The organism is Alteromonas sp. (genome assembly GCF_984505615.1).
This window is the reverse complement of the sequence record NZ_CFHOXV010000004.1, coordinates 135994-157918: the sequence shown is the minus strand read 5'-3', so window position 1 is coordinate 157918 and position 21925 is coordinate 135994. Positions and strand designations below refer to the sequence as shown.

Annotated in this window: 20 protein-coding genes; 11 read left to right on the top strand and 9 right to left on the bottom strand. The window is 48.4% G+C overall.

Annotated features, from left to right (window positions below):
* Positions 1-19 precede the first annotated feature (19 nt).
* The 4 genes from AC4PME_RS04845 to AC4PME_RS04830 all read right to left on the bottom strand — a co-directional run bounded on the left by AC4PME_RS04845 (position 20) and on the right by AC4PME_RS04830 (position 3323).
* Positions 20-919, bottom strand: coding sequence for a hypothetical protein (locus tag AC4PME_RS04845; RefSeq protein ID WP_491045283.1), 900 nt, complete (start codon positions 917-919; stop codon positions 20-22).
* A gap of 74 nt (positions 920-993) precedes the next feature.
* Positions 994-1599, bottom strand: coding sequence for an FMN-binding negative transcriptional regulator (locus tag AC4PME_RS04840; RefSeq protein ID WP_491045282.1), 606 nt, complete (start codon positions 1597-1599; stop codon positions 994-996).
* Entirely contained in the window at positions 1599-2129 is a 531-nt protein-coding gene (locus tag AC4PME_RS04835) for a YgjV family protein (protein WP_491045281.1), read from the bottom strand. The genes AC4PME_RS04840 and AC4PME_RS04835 overlap by 1 nt, the downstream gene beginning before the upstream one ends.
* Before the next feature lie 189 nt (positions 2130-2318).
* The gene (locus tag AC4PME_RS04830) at positions 2319-3323 is read right to left on the bottom strand and encodes a DUF4382 domain-containing protein (RefSeq protein ID WP_491045280.1); all 1005 of its coding nucleotides are present in this window, start codon (positions 3321-3323) and stop codon (positions 2319-2321) included.
* A 616-nt stretch (positions 3324-3939) separates the two neighbouring features.
* Between AC4PME_RS04830 and AC4PME_RS04825 the strand changes: the two genes are divergently transcribed.
* Positions 3940-5298 (top strand): CsgG/HfaB family protein, encoded by a 1359-nt coding sequence (locus tag AC4PME_RS04825; protein WP_491045279.1) that lies wholly within the window; start codon positions 3940-3942, stop codon positions 5296-5298.
* 170 nt (positions 5299-5468) lie between these two features.
* On the opposite strand, the gene AC4PME_RS04820 is transcribed toward AC4PME_RS04825, so the two are convergent.
* Positions 5469-7160, bottom strand: a complete 1692-nt coding sequence (locus tag AC4PME_RS04820) for an NAD-dependent malic enzyme (protein ID WP_491045278.1) — start codon at positions 7158-7160, stop codon at positions 5469-5471.
* Between the two features lie 50 nt (positions 7161-7210).
* Positions 7211-9898: a penicillin-binding protein 1A gene (locus tag AC4PME_RS04815; protein ID WP_491045277.1), complete on the bottom strand. Its 2688-nt coding sequence runs from the start codon at positions 9896-9898 to the stop codon at positions 7211-7213.
* 141 nt (positions 9899-10039) lie between these two features.
* Here AC4PME_RS04815 and pilM point away from each other — a divergent pair, with 141 nt between their 5' ends.
* From pilM to AC4PME_RS04765, 10 genes are all read left to right on the top strand, one after another.
* Complete coding sequence (pilM, locus tag AC4PME_RS04810) at positions 10040-11107, top strand: type IV pilus assembly protein PilM (protein ID WP_119502735.1); 1068 nt, start codon at positions 10040-10042, stop codon at positions 11105-11107.
* Positions 11095-11682: a PilN domain-containing protein gene (locus tag AC4PME_RS04805; RefSeq protein WP_119502736.1), complete on the top strand. Its 588-nt coding sequence runs from the start codon at positions 11095-11097 to the stop codon at positions 11680-11682. Before pilM ends, AC4PME_RS04805 begins: the two co-directional genes overlap by 13 nt.
* Positions 11679-12290 carry a type IV pilus inner membrane component PilO gene (locus AC4PME_RS04800; protein WP_119502737.1) on the top strand — a complete coding sequence of 204 codons (612 nt, stop codon included), beginning with the start codon at positions 11679-11681 and terminating at the stop codon, positions 12288-12290. Before AC4PME_RS04805 ends, AC4PME_RS04800 begins: the two co-directional genes overlap by 4 nt.
* Entirely contained in the window at positions 12287-12838 is a 552-nt protein-coding gene (locus AC4PME_RS04795) for a pilus assembly protein PilP (protein WP_491045276.1), read from the top strand. The genes AC4PME_RS04800 and AC4PME_RS04795 overlap by 4 nt, the downstream gene beginning before the upstream one ends.
* The gene (locus tag AC4PME_RS04790) at positions 12831-14609 is read left to right on the top strand and encodes a type IV pilus secretin PilQ (RefSeq protein WP_491045275.1); all 1779 of its coding nucleotides are present in this window, start codon (positions 12831-12833) and stop codon (positions 14607-14609) included. The genes AC4PME_RS04795 and AC4PME_RS04790 overlap by 8 nt, the downstream gene beginning before the upstream one ends.
* Before the next feature lie 283 nt (positions 14610-14892).
* A complete protein-coding gene (gene aroK / locus AC4PME_RS04785; RefSeq protein WP_119502739.1) occupies positions 14893-15408 on the top strand; it encodes a shikimate kinase AroK in 516 nt (171 codons plus the stop codon).
* Positions 15409-15437: 29 nt separating this feature from the next.
* Positions 15438-16505, top strand: a complete 1068-nt coding sequence (gene aroB / locus AC4PME_RS04780; protein ID WP_491045274.1) for a 3-dehydroquinate synthase — start codon at positions 15438-15440, stop codon at positions 16503-16505.
* Positions 16506-16582: 77 nt separating this feature from the next.
* Complete coding sequence (locus AC4PME_RS04775) at positions 16583-18466, top strand: SPOR domain-containing protein (RefSeq protein ID WP_491045273.1); 1884 nt, start codon at positions 16583-16585, stop codon at positions 18464-18466.
* A gap of 5 nt (positions 18467-18471) precedes the next feature.
* On the top strand, positions 18472-18918 hold the full coding sequence (locus tag AC4PME_RS04770; RefSeq protein ID WP_491045307.1) for a YaiI/YqxD family protein: 447 nt from the start codon (positions 18472-18474) through the stop codon (positions 18916-18918).
* A 238-nt stretch (positions 18919-19156) separates the two neighbouring features.
* Positions 19157-20059 (top strand): Dam family site-specific DNA-(adenine-N6)-methyltransferase, encoded by a 903-nt coding sequence (locus AC4PME_RS04765; RefSeq protein WP_349589796.1) that lies wholly within the window; start codon positions 19157-19159, stop codon positions 20057-20059.
* A 3-nt stretch (positions 20060-20062) separates the two neighbouring features.
* On the opposite strand, the gene AC4PME_RS04760 is transcribed toward AC4PME_RS04765, so the two are convergent.
* The 3 genes from AC4PME_RS04760 to AC4PME_RS04750 form a co-directional block, all read right to left on the bottom strand.
* Positions 20063-20269, bottom strand: a complete 207-nt coding sequence (locus AC4PME_RS04760) for a DUF2970 domain-containing protein (protein WP_119502744.1) — start codon at positions 20267-20269, stop codon at positions 20063-20065.
* Positions 20269-20553, bottom strand: a complete 285-nt coding sequence (locus AC4PME_RS04755; protein WP_150154323.1) for a hypothetical protein — start codon at positions 20551-20553, stop codon at positions 20269-20271. Before AC4PME_RS04755 ends, AC4PME_RS04760 begins: the two co-directional genes overlap by 1 nt.
* 247 nt (positions 20554-20800) lie before the next feature.
* Complete coding sequence (locus AC4PME_RS04750; protein WP_119502746.1) at positions 20801-21523, bottom strand: TorF family putative porin; 723 nt, start codon at positions 21521-21523, stop codon at positions 20801-20803.
* Positions 21524-21925 lie beyond the last annotated feature (402 nt).

The following is a 21925-nucleotide window of genomic DNA, read 5'->3' as shown; positions in this document are numbered from 1 at the left end:
TGTTTCAGAAACAGCGGCTTTAGCGGATGCGCTTAATCTCAGCTTCATCCAGCTTGATGACATAGGCATTCCCACCAATGCCATTGAACTCCTCATCGGTCAGTACAATGGTATTGCTGTTATAAAACGCCACCGCTTCCTTTTGGGTCACGATACCTAAATCAATCCGTGAGACATCGCCGGAAAAGAAATTATCTACTTCAAAATTCTCGAACAACCATAAGCTGGTGGAGTCCAGCAGAACCAGCATATCCCTTTCAGGGTTTAAGGCCGCCGACGTGATCCAACAGAGTTTTTCCAGCGTGGTACATGTTTGGAATGAGCCCAGCAATTCAGCTTCAAAGTTCGCGGCATAATCACCGATGCGGTACAGGTTGGTCAGACCGTCAAAAGGAATAGTACGGTTTTTGGTAAACAGATACAGATTGTGGTCAAATTCCACGAATGCTTCCAAATCAAAATTACGGTGTTCCGGCGGGATTGGAGAACCGTCCATTTCCGGATAAGTAAATTTGATGATTTCAGCTTCCGTCGTATCGGTTTTAATATCGATTGGATTTTCTATTTTGTATACCGTCAGCCATTTTCTGGACTGATCGTTATTGCCGAAATCCCCTAAGAAAAAATGCCCGAAGGCATCCTGCGTCATATCTTCCCAGTCGATATTTTTCGCGTTGGTCACATGTATTTTGCGAACAATACTGCCGTCGTCATCCAGTTGATAGAGCACCGGGTCATCGCCACCATCGTTAATCGCCCATAACCGGTCTTTCTTGTCGAACTCGATACCGGAAATCTCCCGCAGATGGGGATCAAGATTAACGCGCTTTTTACTGTAAAGATCGTGCACAGCAGTGAGCGTAATAATGCCAGCCACGGACGCAGCAAGGCCAATAAAAGCAAACAGGATTTTTACCATGATGAATTATGGAGGAAATTTGTCACGCTAAAGATGGAAATGGATAATAACAGATTAAAGTCAGGGGCCGGAAATTATTCCCCGGTCCCCAATTGCCGTGATTTCATGTAGTTCGCCAGCGCCAATGCGTCTGTATCTTGTAATTGCTGCAAAGCTTGATAAACGCCTTGCTGATCAGCCTGTGACTTGTGCTGATTCAGTTTCTCTTTGCCTTCCAGCGTGTCCACCTGAATACGAAATCCGGTGGTTGCACCGGATAACTTATTCACATAGTCGTCAGACATAATACTTTTATCCCCGGTGAGTCCCGGATCGTAGGTTTCAACCAGTGCCATCATAGCGGCAAGGTTTGCCTCATCTTCAACAAGTTCCAGTGTCCCGTAAGCGTGTACAGCAGCATAATTCCATGTGGGGACGTTTGGCTTACTGGCATACCAGCGGGGAGAAATATAGCTGTGAGGGCCGGAAAAAATTACCAGCACCCGCTGACCATCTGCATCCCGCCACTGAGGATTTGCCTTCGCCAAATGACCCAGCAGTTGCCCTTCCTGTTCACGAACCACAAAAGGTAAATGTGTGGCGGTGAGATCAGGTGTAATCATCACACCGAAGCTGTGCGCTTTAATGAACGACCAGGTTTGTCCGCCCGCAGGCATGCGCATATTTTTAGGAATAAACATCAGGTTCCTGCCTCATGGATATCTTCATTAAGTTTTTTATGCAACCAGAGCCGGCGGATGGTATTTAAATTCACCGCAATCAGGGTAAGTTCCAGCAGCGTGGTGCCTATAGACCCCACCAGTATATTATTAGTCAGCCAGCACAATGCACCAATTATGAAGCCAATGCGCATAGAAATGCCGGTGAGACAAAAAACCGCATAAGTGCCTACGCAACTGCCGAGAATGGGGAACAAGTCTTTCCAGCTGTCTGCCAGCCAGCTCCCCCACCCCATCGTAAAAGCAATAAACCAGAAAGCCACCACCGGCGAACTGGTTTTCAGCGATAATCCGGTTCGCAAAACGGCCAGCAGTGCGCTTACGGCTGCCGTAATGGCATTCAGAAGGAAAAAGTGGAAGGCATGATTAAGGTTCATCACCACCATCATCACTTTCAGATGCCGGTCATCTTTTTGGTAAAAGCACAGTATGCCAAGCACAAAGCTGAGCAGCCCCACTGCCTGGGCAAAGTCTATCTCAGGGAGAGTCATGTAAGATGAGGGTAAACGCGTTGATACCGTTAAAGTATCAACTAAGCAGCCACCACGCAATGATTGTCCAAAGTCGCCTGGCTGGCCGGTTCAAATGTAAACCTCTGGTGTGAAATCTCAGACTACTCTGAGATGCTTTCACACCAGATAAGAATAAAAGAGCGGACAGTCCATTGCCCGCAAACAGGCTCAATTGTCAAAGTTGGCTATTGTTACTTCGTTAGCAGCAACCGTGACTTCTTTGACAGTTAAAAAAGAAAATTCATTATCATCGTCGGTTTCAGGCTCGTCCAGATGACCCAGACAGGTCAGTGCCAGCGTGTAATCACCAGCTTCCAGATAGCCCAGCCCGTAGGATGACTGGTCGGAACTGGCATCGGTATTAACCGTTGCTATCGCGACCGGGCGAAACTCAGTATCTGTGGCACTGGTGTCTGCGTCATCCCCTAAGGAGGCCACATCCAGGCCCGTGCCTTCAAATACGTAAACAGCATTACCGTAAGTAAAGTCAGACTTCACGGAACAAGCTGCCTGAGTCAGCAATGACTCCCCGACACGGCCTTCAATGCCGCCGGCTTCGCTGTTATCGACCAGCCGTATTCCCCGGGGTTTCAGGAACACCTCATCCTGACCTTGCGGATCCACCAGGCTTTTACGTAAATCAAATTCGACGGTAAATGTCTGCTCCTCTCCGGCCAGCGCAGTAAAACCGTCTAACTTCACTTCACCGGAAGGTACGGACAAGGGCCAGGTGCCATCATCCATAACCACGTAAGACGCTTCAGACACAGGGATGCGAATTTGCGTGTATTCACCGGCGGGCAATTCAAAATCTTCTATCAACGATGCAAATGCATTTCCCTGAAGGGTAAGCAAATCTATCTCGCGGGGATCGCCGTTGCTGTCTGTGACATCGATAGTGATGGCATCACCATTCCCGCGTAACTCAACGGTGCTGAAAAATACGACCACTTCACTGGCGTTATCCACCGGCGCATCTGAGATATTCAATGTGAAATTAGAGAAAAACGTTTCTGTATCTTCGGCCTGAGTCACTTCACTACCACTGCCACCACCACAGGCAGTCAGTACCGCAACAGAAGAAATAATGAGAGCCGCAGGGCCTGCCTGCTTCAGAACACGACTAATTTTCTTTGTATAGCGCTTCATTACTGCACCAGCTCCTGTTTTCATTATTATTCTCCGTTTTTTCTGCATTGCTGTTTAAATATCACTAAAATTCTATATAGGCGTTAACCAGAATTTGTTTCTGTGCCATGATCATATCAAGCAGTGTGCCAAAGAAAAAAAGAGCATATAAAACAGTAAATTAACTAACAACACAGTGGGTGAATTAGTCATTTTTGAAGTGAAAACGTAGCGATGTACCGACACTTTCCGGCCCGTGCAGGAGGTTTTTTAGTTTACGTATGCGTTCGTTTACTTTTTAGCCGCAGAGCGTACAGTTTTTCTTCAACCCGTATGCAAAGCCGTTCACACCGAACGAAAGATCAATAAGTTAAGGGTACATACAAGAAGATAAATTCCTGTTCCTCGTGTCAGGTATTGTTGCTTATCCCATACTATGATCATTTTTTGATCAATTATCTTGTCCCATCTGGCCTGCAGTGCTATTTTGAATTTGTTGAGTCGTCAAAAGGGAATTGCGACCATCCCGAAGCTTATGGATAAGTTCGCGCAGTCAACTCCGCCATCTTTTGTTCAACACCGGAATCGGGTGTTGTTTCTAATATCGTCATAAATCCAGCCTGATCCGGTTTACTTATTACACCTATCAGAGGAATTGATTGTGAAAAGGAATAATCCAGGCTCAGGTTGTGCATCCCAGGTACAATCCCTCGCCAAACCCGTTATAACCGTTATCAGCGCTTTGTTTTTTGCGACCGCCTGTATGTCTACCAGTCCTAAAATGGGCGGCAGCGATTCAGGTGCTGTAAGTGGTGGAGCCGGCGGGGCATCTGCAGCTAACAATAATACCCAGTTGGAAAACTGTGATGAAACCCTCGGTACACTCAGTGTATTTGAAGACACCTCTTTACCCTGGTGGTCCGAATACCGCAGGACCTACCCCAAATTAGGCAGCACGATTCCGGTGATCCGCCTGATGATTCAGCAATCCAACTGCTTTGTCATTGTCGAGCGGGGCCGTGCTATGAATGCTATGAATACTGAGCGGCAGTTGATGCAGTCCGGTCAGTTGCGATCCGGCTCAAACATTGGTGGCGGTCAGATGGTTGCCGCAGACTATACTCTCAGCCCTTCCGTGTTGTTTGCAGAAAAAACACAGGGCGGTAAAGCCATAGGCGGTGCATTATTTGGCGCGCTGGGCTCTATCGTGGGCGGCGGCTTCAGTAAAAACGAAGCGGCAACCTCGTTACTGCTCATTGATAATCGCTCCGGTGTTCAGGTTTCATCATCCACAGGCAGCGCAGCGAATCACGACTTCAGCCTGTTTGGGGGCATGTTTGCCGGGGCGGCAGCCGGTGGCGCCGGGGGGTTCTCGAAAACACCGGAAGGTAAAATGCTGGTAACTGCGTTTGCCGATTCTTACAACCAGATGGTAATGGCCCTGCGCACATATAAGGCTCAGGAAGTAAAAGGCGGTCTGGGTAAAGGCGGATTGCTAACGGTAGGCGGCGCAGATGACCCGATGCCCGAAGCGACGGATGCAGGCCCTATCGTCACCACGGCCACAACCACCACTGCTGTTTATGTAGACCCTACACCTACACGGGTAACCGTATCTGAACGTGAGTCATACAACTTTGCTGTTGATGAGTATGATGAGCAGGCTTTCAACAAATATTACGACTGGTTAAAAACCTATGGTCCGATGATGACAACTTTTGTGTCAATTGATCCTGACAAAGCCGACTCAAACATGTTCGGAGGCATGACAATTGCCTCTGTTGCATCCATGTTGTTGACCCAGCTGGATTCCCAACGCATCGAGTTGGAAGCCTGGCCATATCAGGCAAGGGCTCAGGCCTGGAATAAAATGGGTAAACGCATTGAACAACATACAGAGCTATTTGAACGTAACCGGATGCTCGCCCTTAAAAATGAAAAATTAGATCCGGATGTCCGCAGTATCATCGAAAGCATTCAGGTAGTAACCAAAGAATCGCTCTTCCCTGAAGGGATTTAAGCGGAAAGGATAAGCGAAGGAACTCATCTCAAAGAGGTTGTATCTTTAAAAACGAGAAAGACCGTACAACTTGGGTTGCACGGTCTTTTTTATTCGCAGTCAATGCGGGCAGGCGCTGAATAATACCGGTATGCTTTATACCGGTATTAGCGGCTCCGGCTTTACTGTACTTAAATACTTACCCGCTTATAGGGGCGGTATTCAGCCTGCCAGAAGTTTTTCTCAATACTCGCTTTCAGAGCCTCGTCTGTCATTTCCAGCGCCAGATCCTGCTCCATAGCCACTTTCGCCACGGCAAAGGCGATCTCTTTGCTCAGAGTTGCAATTTCAGTAAGTGGCGGCAATAAGCAGCCTTCACCGGTATTAGCCATAGGTGATGCCGACGCCAACGCGTTACTGGCAGCCATCAACATTTCATCACTGATGAGCTTTGCCTTACCCGCAATGACACCCAGGCCAATCCCCGGGAAGATATAACTGTTGTTACACTGGGCAACAGGATACACCTTACCGTTGTACTCAACAGGTTTGAACGGGCTGCCGGTAGCAATGACAACTTCACCGTCTGTCCACTCAATAACCTGCTCAGGCCGGGCTTCAACCTGACGTGACGGATTACTCAACGGGAAGATAATAGGCAGTTCGCAATGACTCTTCATTGCGCGGATAACCTGCTCAGTGAACAGACCCGGCTGACCGGACACACCTATCAGCACATCAGGCTGAGCACAATGCATCACATCCAGCAACGACGGGAATTTACCGGAGAACGTCCAGCCTGCAATGTCTTCCTGACTGTGCTGCAGCTTCGCCTGGAAGTCACGTAAGCCTTCCATACCTTCGGTCAGCAAGCCAAAACGGTCAATCATAAAGACCTGCTTACGCGCCTGCGCATCAGTCAGTCCTTCCGACACCATTTGCTGGATCAGCATTTCTGCAATACCGCAACCTGCTGAGCCGGCACCGACAAAGACCACTTTCATCTCAGACAGTTTGCGCTGAGTAGTCCGGCAGGCTGCCAGGATGGTACCCAGAGTCACCGCTGCGGTGCCCTGAATGTCATCATTGAAACAGCAGATTTCGTTGCGGTAACGTTGCAATAAAGGCATCGCATTAGGCTGAGCAAAATCTTCAAACTGAATCATTACTTCCGGCCAGCGGCGTTTAACCGCTTTAATGAACATGTCGACAAATTCGTCATATTCTTCCTGCCCGATGCGCGGATGGCGCGCGCCCATGTACATCGGGTCGTTTAACAGTTTTTCATTGTTGGTACCCACGTCCAGCATGACAGGTAACGTGTATGCCGGGCTGATACCACCACAAGCGGTATACAGCGACAGTTTACCGATTGGAATACCCATGCCGCCGATCCCCTGGTCACCCAGACCCAGGATCCGCTCACCGTCGGTCACAACAATCACTTTTACCTTACGTTTTGTTGCGTTCCTGACGATATCATCCAGTTGATGACGTTCTTCCCAGGAAACAAAAAGTCCGCGGGAACTGCGATAGATGTCAGAAAACTGCTCACAGGCATCACCTACTGTAGGGGTGTAGATGATGGGCATCATTTCTTCAATATGTGACTGGATAAGGCGATAGAACAGGGTTTCGTTATTATCCTGAATGGCCCGCAGATAGATGTGCTTATTCAGAGCATCATCAAAAGAACTGTATTGCATGAACGCACGTTCAACCTGTTCTTCGATTGACTCATACCTTGGCGGAAGTAATCCGGTCAGGTTGAAAGAGGCCCGTTCACGGGCCGTAAAAGCACTGCCCTTGTTCAACAAGGGCGTTTCTAACAGTGAGGGTCCAGCGTGGGGTATATATAAATATCGGTTTGACTCGTCTGACATTGTTTATCCGATTTATTGTTGGGAATGTAGCCCGGCCAAAACCTTCTCGCCTAAAAGATTTCCTCTGGCTCGGGCGCTGCGTTTTCGTCACCTTGTGCAGGATCGACGATTTCATCGTCAAGCACGAACACCTTCGGTTCGGTGCCTTGCGCAAAGTATTCAAATAGTGTCGTATGGTCTGTTCGTCTGGTCAACTTTCCTGTGCCCCTGTCGATACGAACTCGTACCACTCCTTCCGGAATGGCCATCGGTTCTTCCGGCACACCATCGAGTATTTTCTGCATAAACCGGATCCAGGCAGGTTGCGCCGCTTTCGCGCCATCTTCACCACCAATCATGGCATTACCCAGCCAGTTAAACTTCTCAGGATTACGGTTGATCAGATTCTGATTACGGGTAGAACGGCCAAGATTACGGTTCATATCGTCAAATCCTACCCAGGCTGTTGCGATAATGTCCCGATGAAATCCGCTGAACCACGTATCCCGCGCATCATTGGTTGTACCCGTTTTGCCCGACAGGTCATCCCGCTGCAGAATATTTCTCGCCCGCCAGCCGGTGCCCATCCAGTAGGTTTTCTTGCTCCAGCTGCCATTGGCACGTACACCGGTTCGCATCATATCAGCTACCAGGAAGGCATTTTGTGCACTGATCACTCTTGGTGCTGAGCGCTTTTCTGCTGAATCGTCAGTTGTGACCGGCAAGCCTTTGCCCAGGCCGCCCTCAGCATTCAGCTGGGCTTCCAGCATAGCCTCTACATTGTCTTCACTGTAGTCCTGAGCAGCCGCGCCCGCTATTTGCTCACCGCTTTCAGAGCACGGGTTGCACGCCCACGCCGGAGAGGCTTGCCACAATTGCTCTCCCTGCTCATTGAGCACACGGTCTATAAAGTATGGTGTAATCAGGTAACCGCCGTTGGCGATAACAGACATGGCCCTTACGACTTCCAGCGGCGTGTGCGCGCCGGAACCCAGTGACACGGTTTCATCGTTAGGCACTTCGTCTTTATCGAAGCCAAATTTTGCCAGATGCTCTCTGGCTTTTTGTAATCCCACACCCCGTAGCAAACGCACTGAGACCACGTTCTTCGATTTACCCAGTGCCACACGCATACGGATTGGTCCGTCGTATTCCGGAGGTGAGTTCTGCGGACGCCAGGCCACGCCGGTGGTGGCATCCCACTGATTAATCGGCGCATCATTAATGACGGATGCCAGGGTATAGCCATTTTCCAGCGCAGCGGAATAGATAAAGGGTTTAATATTTGAACCTACCTGACGCTTGGCCTGGGTAGCACGGTTAAACTGGCTCTGATAGAAGCTGTAGCCGCCAACCACAGCCTCAGCCGCACCGTTATGAGGATTGAGTGCAATGAGAGCACCGCTGACTGCCGGAATTTGTGCCAGCCGCCACAGCTCATCCTGCATGCGGATATAAATCACAGCACCGGGAGAAACAATATCCGATGCGGTTTCAGGTTCATCTCCCTGACGGGAATCGGTAATGTAAGGACGGGCCCAGTCGAGACCTTCCCAGTTAATCACACGCTCCACGCCATTCAGGTCGGTCACTGTTATCGACGGCTCTTCTTCCGGCGTGGCAGGATCAAAGACCTGCGTGACCACCGCAGGCACCAGCGGGTGGAAATGCGGCACCGCATCCAGCGCAGTTCGCACTTCATCCGGCGTCCATTGTTTGTTTTGATCGGTCAGGGCCAGAGAATTTTCTTCCGGCTCATCATCTTCATCTTTCGCAGGCTTGTTCCACAACCAGGTCACCGGGCCTCTGTAACCATGACGTTCATCATAGTCGTGCAAGTTTCGTACTACTGCGTCCTGTGCTGCTTGCTGAATATCAGACGGCGCAGTGGCGTATACCTGATATCCCCCGGTTTCAGCCTCTTCCTTCCCGTAGATTTCAACCATCTCGTTGTAGATCAAATCAGCAAGGTACGGGGCATCGAGATCTATTTCAGCGCCGTGTTTACGTGCAGTGACCGGCGCACCGGCGGCTTCATTGAACTCTGCCTTCGTGATAAAGCCCTCATCCAGCATACGTAATAACACAATACGCCGGCGCTCAACCGAACGTTCCGGCCGGCTTACAGGATTCAGCACCGATGGCGCCTGCGGTAAACCGGCAATCGTAGCGAGTTGGGCAAGGTTCAGTTCTTTTAAATTCTTCCCGTAATACACCTGGGCAGCGGCACCGAAGCCAAATGCACGGTGACCAAGTTCAACCTTGTTCAGGTAAAGCTCGAGGATTTCCTGCTTACTCAGCACCTGTTCCATGTGAATCGCAATGAAAATTTCTTTGATCTTACGGATGAAGGTTTTGTCCCGGGTCAGGAAGAATCCGCGGGCAAGCTGCATGGTGAGCGTACTGGCGCCTTGCTGCTTTTCACCGGTGATAATTAAATTGAAAGCCGCCCGGGCCACACCAATAGGATCGATACCATAATGCTCATAAAAACGGCTGTCTTCGGTAGCAATTACCGCCTGAATCAATTTTTCAGGTACGTCCTCAAGTTTTACCGGAATCCGCCGTTTAACTCCATATTGAGAAATTAATTTTCCATCATAGGTATAAATTCTCATGGGTGTTTGTAAGCGTACATCCTTCAGGACAGTAACACTTGGCAGGTCTGGTTTGATATAAAAATAAATACCGGCAAGTGCCGCTACGCCTAGCGTGCCGCCAATAATTGCAATCAGAAAAAGGGATTTTATGTACTTCACGAAGTTTTCATTACCAAGAGTGTTACGCCGGTTAGTGTCAGAAATTTATACCTATGTACCTGTATCATAACCATACAGTTTAAATATTTTGCGTTACATTCTACCTTAGAGTATTAATTCTGAAATTCCGGACGCCAGCAAATGAAATCGCTGTTTAAGAAAAAGCTGCCACCTATTGTGGGCCTTGACATAGGCACTCGTCAAATAAAAGCAGTGTTGATTGAACGCAATGCCAAAGGCTTTGTGCTGCAGGCGTTCGCATGCGAGCCCATCTCTAAACGGGCGTTTTCCGAGCGTGAAATCAAAGATTTCGACGCCATCAGTATTACGCTGAAGAAAATTAAGAAAGTACTGAAAACGAAGGTTAAAGCGGTCAATATTGCCGTAGCGGGCTCGTCTGTGATCAGTAAAGTGGTACACATGGACCCGGAACAGTCTGATTTCGAACTGGAAGGTCAGATTGAAATCGAAGCAGACAGCCTGATCCCCTATCCTCTCGAGGAAGTGTATCTGGACTTCGAAGTACTTGGCCCCAGTAAAACCTATCCCGGCAAAGACAATGTGCTCCTTTCTGCTGCCCACAAAGACCTGGTCGACAGCCGTATCACTCTGGTAAGAGAAGTTCCCTTCGAGCCTAAAGTAGTTGATATGGAAGGCTATGCGCTGGGTAATGCGCTGTTTTACTTCCATCCTCTGGAAAATGAGGACGAGAAAATTTGCTGTATCAACCTGGGTGCTTCACTGCTGCAAATCTGTGTATGGCAAAACGGTGAAGTGATATACACCAAAGAGCATGCTTTTGGCATGAATATGCTGATTCAGGATCTTGCGGCCATCAATATGATGGAGCCCGACGAGGTAGAAAAACAAATTCTGCTGGGCACGCTGCCGGGTAACTGGCAACAGGATACCCTGCCCATTTTTGCTGCCAATCTGCAGCAACAGATCCAGCGGGCCATTCAAATGTACGTGTCTACATTACACGGCGATCGCCCGGAGAAAATTGTATTCGCCGGCGGCGGTGCCACCATACCGGAACTTGTCGAGTCATTGAGACAGGACTTGGGTATGGAAATAGAAGTATTTAATCCTTTTGAAGGTATGACCGTTAATCCCAAACTCGATCAGGAAAAACTGGCGGCGCTGGCCCCCCAGCTTGCCCTTGCCGCGGGTCTGGCCAGCCGGAGCTTTAGCGAATGGCACATGTAAACCTGCTTCCGTGGCGGGAAAAGCAACGCCAGCAACAAAAACAACAGTATCTGATCCTTATTCTCGGCATCGCCATTTTTGTCGGTGCAATTTTCTGGGCTGTGGGTCAGGTCATTGATGCACAAATCCGTAATCAGAATTCCCGCAATAATTACCTCAAACAAGAAATTGCTGTTCTGAATAAGCAAATTGCAGAAATCCAGAAAATTAAAGAAGCGAAGAAAGCGATTGAACAGCGCATGGCACTGATTGAACAGCTTCAGGTCAGCCGGAACGTTGCTCCCTCGGTGTTTGATGAGCTGGCCAGAATCCTGCCAGCCGGTGTGTCTTTTACTTCTATGAGAAGATTGGGTAACAGTATTGAAATACAGGGGCTGAGTGACTCCAACAACCGCCTGTCAGATTTTATGCGCCGGCTTGATAACTCTCCGGTATTTTCGGGCGGTGAATTGTCATCGATTAAAGCAGACACATCGGCCAGTGACGCAGTAAGCGACTTCACACTTAAATTTAATATCAGCCCGGAAGTTGCACCACGCATTGAACAACCTTCTGCGGGAGGTAATAAAAAATGAGTTTTGATTTTAGTAAGCTGAAAGAACTCAACGAACTGGATTTTGAACAGGTTGCCATCTGGTCGAAAGAAGTAAAACTGGTGGTTATGCTGTTCGTGATTATCGTGGTTGGTGCATTGAGCTACTGGTTCATTGTAAAACCTAAGCTCCCTGTGCTTGAACAGGCAGAAATTGAAGAACAGGAACTGAAAATGCAGTTCCAGGCCAAATACCGTATCGCGGTGAACCTCAATGCTTACATGGAACAGTTAAAGCAAATTGAGGCCGATTTCTCTACCATGCTACGTTCACTGCCCACCAGTAACGAAACGCCGGGACTACTGGACGACATTACCTACGTAGGTACTACGTCAGGCCTGACTTTTAAGTTACTGAACTGGCAGCAGGAAGTGCCGAAGGAATTCTATACTGAATTACCTATCGAAATTGAGGTATCAGGCGGCTATCACAATTTTGGTGAATTTGTGTCTGAAATAGCTGATTTACCAAGGATCGTTACTCTTCACGATTTTGAAATTGTGCACGAAGCGGACCGTCTGAATCTGCAGATGCAAGCGAAAACCTACCGTACTTCCATGAATTCTCAACAGGGAGCAAAACAGCCATGATGTTAAAATCGTCACGTTTTGTTCTCCTGGCAGTAGTGGTTTCTGTACTTTCCGCCTGTGGCGCACGGGTGGACGACCTGGTGTCGTACATCCAGCAGGTGAAAGCTACAACGCAGGTACAGGTTGACCCGTACCCTGAGTTCAAATCCCAACCTGCTTTTGAATATGAAGCCTCTTCTTTCAGAAGCCCTTTCGCCCGTCCGGTGGATCGCACCTCTCCGGTGGTCGTCGCCACAAACAACAATTGTTTACAGCCTGATTTTGACCGCAGAAAAGAAGAACTTGAGAAGTATGGTCTTGATTCTCTGACGTTATCTGGCACATTTAGCACGCAGGGTGTACGCTGGGTATTGTTCAAGACCAACGAGGGCAGCCTGTTAAAAGCCCGTGAAGGAAGTCATGTCGGTTTGTTTTACGGAAAAATTAAGTCAATTGGCACCGAATCCATTATTATTGAACAATTGCTACCCGACGGAGCGGGATGCTGGCAACGGGAACAAACCACGCTGTCGATGAATGCAGCGGCAGGAGATAATAACAATGTCTGAGCGATACCTTTTCAATAAAAAGCTGCACAAACGGAGCCGCAGATGGCTTTGGGTGGGTGGCTCTGTGGCTGCGCTGGTGATTTTTAATGTCCTGGCTGCGCCGGCTATTGCCCAGGAACAGGAAACCGTACTGCTGGATCCTTACGCTGAAGTCGATAAGATCTTCAACTCAACCCTGACCAATATCGATTTTTCCCGTGAAGCCGACAATATGGCTGTCACCGTTATCGAATTTGATAACGACAACTTTTCGCCGCAACTCATTGAGGCACAGGGAAAACTCACCATCACTCTGCCCAAAACTGAACTCGGAGATGATCAGTTGGTTGAGCTCGATGTGGTTCAGTTCGGCACAGAGGTGCAGTCTATTGAGACTTTCCAGGACGAAGAAAGTGCCAGCCTTGTAATCAATTACAAAGGCACCGTGCTGGCCCGCCACCGCAAGCAGGGCAATACGCTGCGTATTGAACTACAGCCGATGAGTAAAGAAGAACTGGCTGAACTTGATAAAGATCCGGAATACTCAGGCAAGCCTATTTCACTGGACTTCCAGGACGTACCGGTTCGTCAGGTGCTGCAAATCATTGCTCAAACCAATGGCTTCAACCTGGTAACCACAGACACGGTTACCGGCAACGTAACGATTCGCCTTGAAGGGGTGCCCTGGGATCAGGCACTGGCGATGATTCTTAAAATCAAAGGGCTGGATAAGCGCATGGAAGGCAATATTCTGCTGGTTGCTCCTGCAGAAGAGTTGACCGCGCGGGAAACTGCCCAGTTACAATCGAAAAAGCAGGTGTCAGATCTGGCACCGCTGACTACATCGAATATCACGGTGAATTACGCAAAGGCGGATGCCATTGCGCAAATCCTGAAATCGCAGGATGGAGGCATTTTGTCAGACCGTGGTTCAGTCACAGTTGATGAACGTACCAACACGCTGCTGCTGAAAGATACTCAGGAGTCTATCGATGAAGCCCGCGCTGTTATTGATGCGCTGGATATTCCGGTCAAGCAGGTACTCATCGAATCCCGTATGGTCACAGTACGTGACAATGTTGATGAAGAACTCGGCGTACGCTGGGGCATCACAGATACCCAAAGCAACGGCGCGATTTCAGGTTCACTGGAAGGTGCTGATTCCGCCTCCTCTGGTAGCGTGCCGGACATTTCTGACCGGCTGAATGTGAACCTGCCGGTAACCACCACAGGTGTCGCCCGTATTGGTTTTCAAATTGCCGATTTAATAGACGGTAACATCCTGGATTTGGAGCTGTCAGCACTGGAGTCGGAGAATAAAGGTGAAATCATTGCCAGTCCCCGTATTACAGTCGCCAACCAGCATGAAGCTTATATTGAGCAGGGTACAGAAATTCCTTATGTACAGGCGACGTCCAGCGGCGCTACGTCAGTAGAGTTTAAGAAAGCGGTACTGAGCCTGAAAGTGACACCACACATTACCCCTGATAACCGGATCATTCTTGATTTGGTAGTTACTCAGGATACCCGTGGTGAAACGGTTGATACATCTACCGGCCCGGCGGTTGCCATTGATACGCAGGAAATCCAGACACAAGTGCTGGTAGATAATGGCGAAACTGTGGTGCTGGGTGGTATTTTCCAGCAAACCAGTACCTCAGATGTATCCAAAGTGCCGTTATTCGGCGATTTACCGGTAGTTGGAAATTTATTTAAAAGAAACGCCTCTGTGTATCAGAAACGGGAGTTGCTCATTTTCGTCACACCGAAGATCGTAGCAGAATCTTTGTAAGACTTTTCACAACGTAACGTCAAAATAACCCCGAACGGCAGACCAGTTAACCGGTCTGTCGTTGTTATTTATAACGCTAACGTGCTGATTTCAAAGTCTATCGATTAAAAGTACAACAAAACTTGCATCGCTGCCCGTGAAACTGAGATAATCCCGCTCTCGAAAATAAAGCGAGGTTTTAAGCGTTGTGCCTGTTGTTGAAGTGAACGGGCGCAAGTGAATGGGTAGTCCCGAAGGCAAGACCACTACCCCTAACAGAATAAAAGTTGTGATATAAGCAAATATGGCTGAAAAACGTAATATCTTTTTAATTGGCCCCATGGGTGCTGGCAAAAGCACCATCGGCAGACACCTTGCAGACGAACTTCACCTAGATTTTTTTGATTCCGACCAGGAAATTGAGCGCCGTACCGGTGCTGATATTACATGGATTTTTGACCTGGAAGGTGAAGAAGGTTTCCGCAAGCGCGAAGAAAACGTCATAAACGATCTTACGGACAAGCAAGGTATCGTGTTGGCGACAGGTGGCGGTTCAGTAACCAATAAAGCTGTGCGTAACCGTTTATCTGCCCGGGGTATCGTTGTATACCTGCAAACTACTATCGACAAGCAAGTCGCCCGTACTCAACGTGACAAGCGTCGTCCTCTGCTGCAAAAAGGTGAACCGGAGCAAATCCTGCGTAACCTTGCTGAGGAACGTAACCCGCTTTACGAAGAAGTTGCGGATTACATTGTTGATACTGATGATCAGTCTGCCCGTGCGGTAGCTAACCAAATCATCAGCAAAATCGGATTATAAGTAACATTCAGGAATAGGGGCGCTGCGTGATGTCGATGTTAACTGTAGAACTCGGAGATCGTAGCTACCCGATTCACATAGAAGCGGGCTTACTCTCAAAGCCTGCTGTTCTCTCTCCTTATATCAAAGGCCCGCTGGCTGTCATTATTACAAATGATGTAGTGGCACCGCTTTATCTTGAAAAAGCAAAAGCAGCCTGTGGCGATGTGCATATTGAAACCATCATTATCCCCGATGGTGAGCAACATAAATCTCTGGAACAATTCGGCGTTATCATGACACGTCTGCTGGAGATGAATGCTGCCAGAGATACCACCCTTATTGCGTTGGGCGGTGGGGTAATCGGTGATTTATGCGGATTTGCTGCCGCGTCTTACCAGCGTGGCGTTCCGTTTATACAGGTTCCCACCACCCTGCTCTCTCAGGTTGATTCATCCGTTGGCGGTAAAACCGCGGTTAATCATCCACTTGGGAAAAACATGATTGGCGCGTTCTACCAGCCGGTTTTTGTCGCCATCGATACAGATACCCAATCCACCCTTCCGGCCAGAGAATTTGCGGCCGGCATGGCAGAAGTTATTAAGTACGGCATAATTTATGACAAAAATTTCTTTAAGTGGTTGGAAGATCATGCCGATAAGCTTAAAACACTGGAAACTAAAACACTGGCAGACGCCATCTACCGTTGCTGTGAGATAAAAGCAGATGTGGTAGCCAAGGATGAGCGGGAAGGCGGATTACGTGCCATACTTAACCTCGGTCACACATTTGGTCATGCTATCGAAGCAGAACAGGGATATGGAAATTGGTTACACGGTGAAGCCGTAGCAGCTGGTACAGTAATTGCGTGTCAGGCTGCAGAAGCACTGAATTGGATGGATGCGTCAGAAATTCGACGAGTTACTGCCCTCATGGCAGCGTTCGACCTTCCGGTAGCGGGTCCCGACAGCATGAACAAAGATGCCTACATGAAGCATATGCGCCGGGATAAAAAAGTCGAAGCGGGTAATATCCGTTTTGTTATTCCGCAAGGTATCGGACATGCGGTTGTGACTAAAGACGTCAGCGACGAAATTTTAACGCAACTTCTTCGCTGACCGGCAACCTGCGCATCAGTATCGCCAGACATTCAATGGTAAGTGCGTAACACCAGTAATCAGCTGAGGGTAATCAGGTGCAATCTGAATTGCATGAAAGACTGGAATATCTGGTCAACTATTCTTCACAACTAATTTTTGTAAGCGGGGATTCCGCTGCTCAGCAAAAAAAGACGCTGGAATCTTTTGTGTTCCAGCAACACGACGAGACAGAAATCGCCTACGTGACAGCCGATCCTACTATGGAGCTGTCAGATTATCGTCGTCAACTTTGCAGACAATTACTGGGTACACTGGTTGGCAGCTATATACGGCCGCTGAATGAGTTGCTTGCAGGGCTTAACGAGCACGTTGGTCCCATTCTCATAACCATTACCCAGGCGGAGCATGTACCGGACGAACTGCTTCAGGAGCTGTGGGATCTGGTACTGCAAAGCCGTTTTGCAGGCAATAAGCAACATTTGAATGTATTACTGTTCGGTGAGTCAACCTGGGCGGAGAGAGCCCGGAAATGGCTACCGGCAAAAAACACCGATACGCCTCTGCTTATAAGCAGTCAGTCAGTGGCGACTCAACAACCTGGCTCAGAGTTAGATACTATGATTGAGAACCGACGTAAGGCTTTTCACGAGCACCTGGCTAAACGCAATGGCCAGGAGGAACATCTGCAAACAAGAAGTACCAGTGTACTGGCTTCCCCTCTTTTCATTTCACTTGTCGCAGTGATGTTTGTTGCCGTTTTCGGTGGCCTGATTTACATGCAGTACGGCGATGATATCAAGGCCCTGTTTGGCCCTATTGACGACCAATTCCCGCCAGTATCCTCCGTTGAACCGGGCTCGGCCTTTGATGAACTGAAAGATCCTGCAGAAAAAGCCGTGCAGGAAGATAAACCTGTCGTTTCCTGGGACAGGGCTGTTGCCGCTATCGATGAAAAAGACCAGTCTCAATCAGTTGCTGAAGACAATGCCCAGCCGGAAGACTTACTCAGCTTTATCGAAGACGTGACGGCTGAGAAAGTGGAAGTGCCGGTATCGCAGGATACACCAGCAGAAGCGGAGACTGACACAGGATCTGAAGCCTCGTCTTTCAGTACCGGAAGCGATTTCTCTGACACAACCGCTGAAAACGCATCCGCAGACGAGTTAATTGCATCAATTACAGATACCCGTGAAGAGATTGAAGAAGCGCCGGCACAAGTGCAGGAAGTGACACCGGTCAGAACCAGCATTCCCCGTGAGCCTATGGCATCAGCAGGTTTTGATGAATTTGTATCCGGCCGCAAGGTGCAGCCAGTTCAGCCAGAACCTCAAAGACGTTCTGAACCGGAGAAGCCGCTGATCACCGAGGCTAAAGTGGGTCGCAAACCTATGGTGCTGGAGAGCCGTCCTAAAGGACAAATCCGTGATATTCCGGAAGAACCGGCTCAGGTATCACCGCCCCCGGCTGACGAACCAGCCCGCATTGCTACCCGTACACAAGTACCTGCAACTGAAACGGCACAGCCTGTTCGTGAGGTCGCAAGAGTGACACCTCCTGCCACACCTTCTGTAAGCCCCCGTGCGGCTGAGGTCACCGAATCCCGTACCAGTCCGGCGCCGTCTGTACCTGAGACACCGGCCAGAGCAGAACCGGTATTCAGTGGCAGTGGCAACTATGACAATGAACAACTGTTTAACAGTATTCAGGCAGATGATTACATCGTTCAGCTAGCCGGCCTGAAAGATGAGACCCTGATGAAAGAGTTCATCAAAGACAACAACATGGAAAGCTTCATCTGGATTTACCGCACTCAGCGTTACGGCGGTGACTGGTTTGTTATTTTATACAATGACAAATTCGACGCTTTTTCAGAAGCTAACAATGCTGTGGCCACCATCCCGCCTTTTCAGGGCCGTGAAAAAATCTTCATCAAGCGGGGCCGCAATGTTCTGGAAGAAATTGAAAAGGTAAGCCAGTAATGGCTGTGAGCATATGGGTAGACGCCGATGCCTGCCCGGTTGCCATTAAAGAAATCCTGTTCAAAGCCGGGCCGCGCACTAAAACCATGGTTACCTTCGTGGCAAATCATGGGATCAGGGTTCCGCCTTCCCAGTGGCTTACACGCCTGCAGGTGGAGAAAGGATTCGATATTGCCGATAACGAAATCGTACAGCGGGTATCAGCGGGCGACCTGGTCGTTACTTCAGACATCCCCCTGGCAGACGAAGTCATCAGTAAACAGGCTTGTGTCGTCACACCAAGGGGTGAAGAACTTACCCGCGAGAATATCCGCTCACGACTGAATATCCGTGATTTTATGGACACCATGCGGGCAAGTGGCGTGCAAACCTCCGGCCCACCGCCATTGTCTCAGCGGGAAAGGCAGGCCTTTGCTAATGTGCTCGACCGCTTTTTAGCATCTGCCCGCTAACCTTCAACGTATTTGTCGTTATCACCTGCAACTTTGCTGCAAATCTGATCGTTCCCGCTTTAATTCGCCGTTAAATGCACCGGTTATTCGATTGCAGGTTGTGGGGATCACCGATGACAGATACAATCGATTATGGCTTTGATAGTCACTGAATATCCGGCTGGCCCGGGACAAATAGCAAATAACATCCTATAACACGTTAAAAACGTGATGTGCGCGTGGGTAACATTCAAAAAGCATGATGCAGAAGAAGAACCGGGCCTTCCTGAAGTGGGCTGGCGGTAAGTACAGCCTGGTAGAAAACATCAATGCCAAACTTCCTTCGGGCAATCGGTTGATTGAGCCTTTTGTTGGTGCTGGCTCTGTATTTTTAAATACTGACTTCAAGCGTTATTTGCTAAACGACATTAACCCCGATCTCATTAATCTGTACAACTTTCTGAAAGCCCAACCGGATGCCGTTGTACATGATGCGTCCCGCTTTTTCTCAGACAAACATAACGTTGAAGCCACTTACTACGCGCTGCGGGAAGAGTTTAATCACACAGCAGATGAATATTACCGCGCTATCCTGTTTCTGTACCTGAACCGTCATGGCTACAATGGCCTTTGCCGCTACAGCCTTGCCGGCAAATTTAACGTTCCTTTCGGCCGTTACAAAAAGCCTTACTTCCCTGAAGAAGAAATGATGGTATTTGCCGAGCGCTCCCAAAAGGCAGTGTTCACCTGCTTACCGTTTGAGAAGGTGTTCAGTCGTGCCAGACGGGGCAATGTAATTTATTGTGATCCTCCTTATGCTCCCCTGAGCAAAACAGCGGCTTTCACCAGTTATGCATCCAAAAGTTTTGGCCTTGATTCACAGCATAAGCTGGCAGAGCTGGCCATTCGTGCCTCAAAGAAACGGGGTATACCGGTATTGATATCCAATCATGATCTTCCGCTGACCAGGAAGCTGTATGCCGGTGCTGAAATTTCGGAATTGTCGGTAAAGCGCTCTATCAGTCAGAAGGGTGAAAACCGCAAACCGGCGGCTGAGTTGCTGGCGTATTTTGCTCCGGCGACAGATTTACCGCCCCCTAAACCCCGCAAACGCAGAAAGAAGCCGGTAAAACCGGTGCTGAAGCACACAGGCTTAAAGTAATACTCAGTTAATGATGGCGTTTACCAGACTCGCCAAACCCAACACCAGTAACGCAACGAATATCACACCGGTTACAATGTATCCGGCCAGCTTACCCTGATTAAAATCCCGCTCATAATTTTGCTGGCTTTGCACACCAAATGCACTGGCGAGTACGCTCAGAATCATGGCGAAAAAGCCGGGAGATTTAGGTTTACCGCTGATAAGCATTATTTACCTGCGGGTTGGAAATCTCTGTCTGAATTGCCATAGAGCAGTTCTAACAGGTCGAAGAAATGAAACTGATACGATGTAGACTTACCGGACGCCCATTCCAGCCAGCTGACTTCAGTCATCATCAGCGCTGAACACTCACGGGGCAAGGCTGCTGCCTGAGTTACCGTTTGCGCTTCATCCTGAAAGTCGCATACAGCTTTTGTAACGGTAGCCGGATCGCAAAATGCAGCAGACAGCATGACTGCTATCGCAACGAGAGCACCTGCTGGTTTTTTCACGCAAAAGCGTGATTTACGAAAGAAACTTATCTTTTCCATGATTGTCTTCGCCGGCTAAAAAGTAACCTTATTATAGCGACAATAAGAATTCTAACAAGCTGAAGTTAGTACAGGAAAAGTGGCATTTTTTTCATCTTCGGATAACCGCGGGAGGCGAAGTTACCTTATGGCTGTATTTAAAATAAAAAACCCGGAGACAGATGCTCCGGGCTTTTACTCTCAACGTTATAAAAGAGGTATGTAGATCTTACAGTTCGAAATCTACACCGTAAGAAATAACATACTTGATTGAATCGTTATCCAGAGCGTCTCCCGGATATTCATCATCTAAATCTGTACCGGTAATGGCGAAAGTAAAACCGTCTTTCGCGATAGATACTGCCCAGTCTGCATAACCTTCAACACCGTTGAAAGCTTCTGCAAAGTCACCCTGATGATAACCAACGTGCAGACCCAGCTCTGCACCGGAAGCTACCGGCATGCCGTAGTCCAGAGACACGTAAGAAGCCTGAGCAAAACCGAAGTCCTGGCCTTCGCCTTCATCAGCTTCAGTGTTAGCCAGTAAGTAAAGGGTTGCACTGAAACCGCCGTAACCTACAGTACCGTAGATTTCACCGAAATCGAATTCAGCTTCTTCATCGTAGTTGTAGTACAGGTAACCGACATCATAAGTGAAGTCACCAGACTCACCTGAGAAACCGAAGTACAGATCATGCTCGTATGAGTACACGTCATCTGACGCATACTGAACATTAGATACCCATGTACCGGCATAGAAACCGCTTTCGTCAGCGTAGTCGATACCACCCTGAACAGCAGGTTCGTTAGTAGTCTGAGTCAGACCACGCCAGATGTAGTTGTTTGTGACACTTACGTTCGCACTCAATTCTGCAAAAGAAGGCGCAGAAGTCAGTAAAGCTGCAGATGATACGGCAACAGCCAGCAACGTTTTTTGAATGGAAGTTTTCATGTGTTCTCCGTTGGATTTTATTTATGTACGTATTGAACGATTTCTGTCTTATTGTTTTTATTCAGCTTTCTCGTATAAGGCAAAACTAATGCCCATCTGATTAAAATCATAAAATGATGAATAACCAACTGATTACAATGAATTTTTATTCACAAATTTTAAATCTATCATTAAATAAAACCGAACAGCACCATTATGGTTCGCACTAAATATGAACAACATCACCATTTTGGTGCAGTTATTCATCCTATTTCATGACATTTAGTGAGAAATATCATTGCGACACTATAATTCGCACTTATTTGCGGTATCCGGCCCTGCTTATGCTGGCCGCAAACAAGACAAACGCGGTCTGCCGCGCTATTATCCGGTGCGTTCTTAAGAACATATAAGGTATGAAGC

Coding starts and splice junctions, on each gene's coding strand:
- aroB (WP_491045274.1), top strand. CDS start 15,438: ATGTCGATGTTAACTGTAGAACTCGGAGATCGTAGCTACCCGATTCAC.
- AC4PME_RS04760 (WP_119502744.1), bottom strand. CDS start 20,269: ATGCTTATCAGCGGTAAACCTAAATCTCCCGGCTTTTTCGCCATGATT.
- aroK (WP_119502739.1), top strand. CDS start 14,893: ATGGCTGAAAAACGTAATATCTTTTTAATTGGCCCCATGGGTGCTGGC.
- AC4PME_RS04820 (WP_491045278.1), bottom strand. CDS start 7,160: ATGTCAGACGAGTCAAACCGATATTTATATATACCCCACGCTGGACCC.
- AC4PME_RS04830 (WP_491045280.1), bottom strand. CDS start 3,323: ATGAAAACAGGAGCTGGTGCAGTAATGAAGCGCTATACAAAGAAAATT.
- AC4PME_RS04840 (WP_491045282.1), bottom strand. CDS start 1,599: ATGTTTATTCCTAAAAATATGCGCATGCCTGCGGGCGGACAAACCTGG.
- AC4PME_RS04805 (WP_119502736.1), top strand. CDS start 11,095: ATGGCACATGTAAACCTGCTTCCGTGGCGGGAAAAGCAACGCCAGCAA.
- pilM (WP_119502735.1), top strand. CDS start 10,040: ATGAAATCGCTGTTTAAGAAAAAGCTGCCACCTATTGTGGGCCTTGAC.
- AC4PME_RS04790 (WP_491045275.1), top strand. CDS start 12,831: ATGTCTGAGCGATACCTTTTCAATAAAAAGCTGCACAAACGGAGCCGC.
- AC4PME_RS04795 (WP_491045276.1), top strand. CDS start 12,287: ATGATGTTAAAATCGTCACGTTTTGTTCTCCTGGCAGTAGTGGTTTCT.
- AC4PME_RS04835 (WP_491045281.1), bottom strand. CDS start 2,129: ATGACTCTCCCTGAGATAGACTTTGCCCAGGCAGTGGGGCTGCTCAGC.
- AC4PME_RS04800 (WP_119502737.1), top strand. CDS start 11,679: ATGAGTTTTGATTTTAGTAAGCTGAAAGAACTCAACGAACTGGATTTT.
- AC4PME_RS04845 (WP_491045283.1), bottom strand. CDS start 919: ATGGTAAAAATCCTGTTTGCTTTTATTGGCCTTGCTGCGTCCGTGGCT.
- AC4PME_RS04765 (WP_349589796.1), top strand. CDS start 19,157: ATGATGCAGAAGAAGAACCGGGCCTTCCTGAAGTGGGCTGGCGGTAAG.
- AC4PME_RS04750 (WP_119502746.1), bottom strand. CDS start 21,523: ATGAAAACTTCCATTCAAAAAACGTTGCTGGCTGTTGCCGTATCATCT.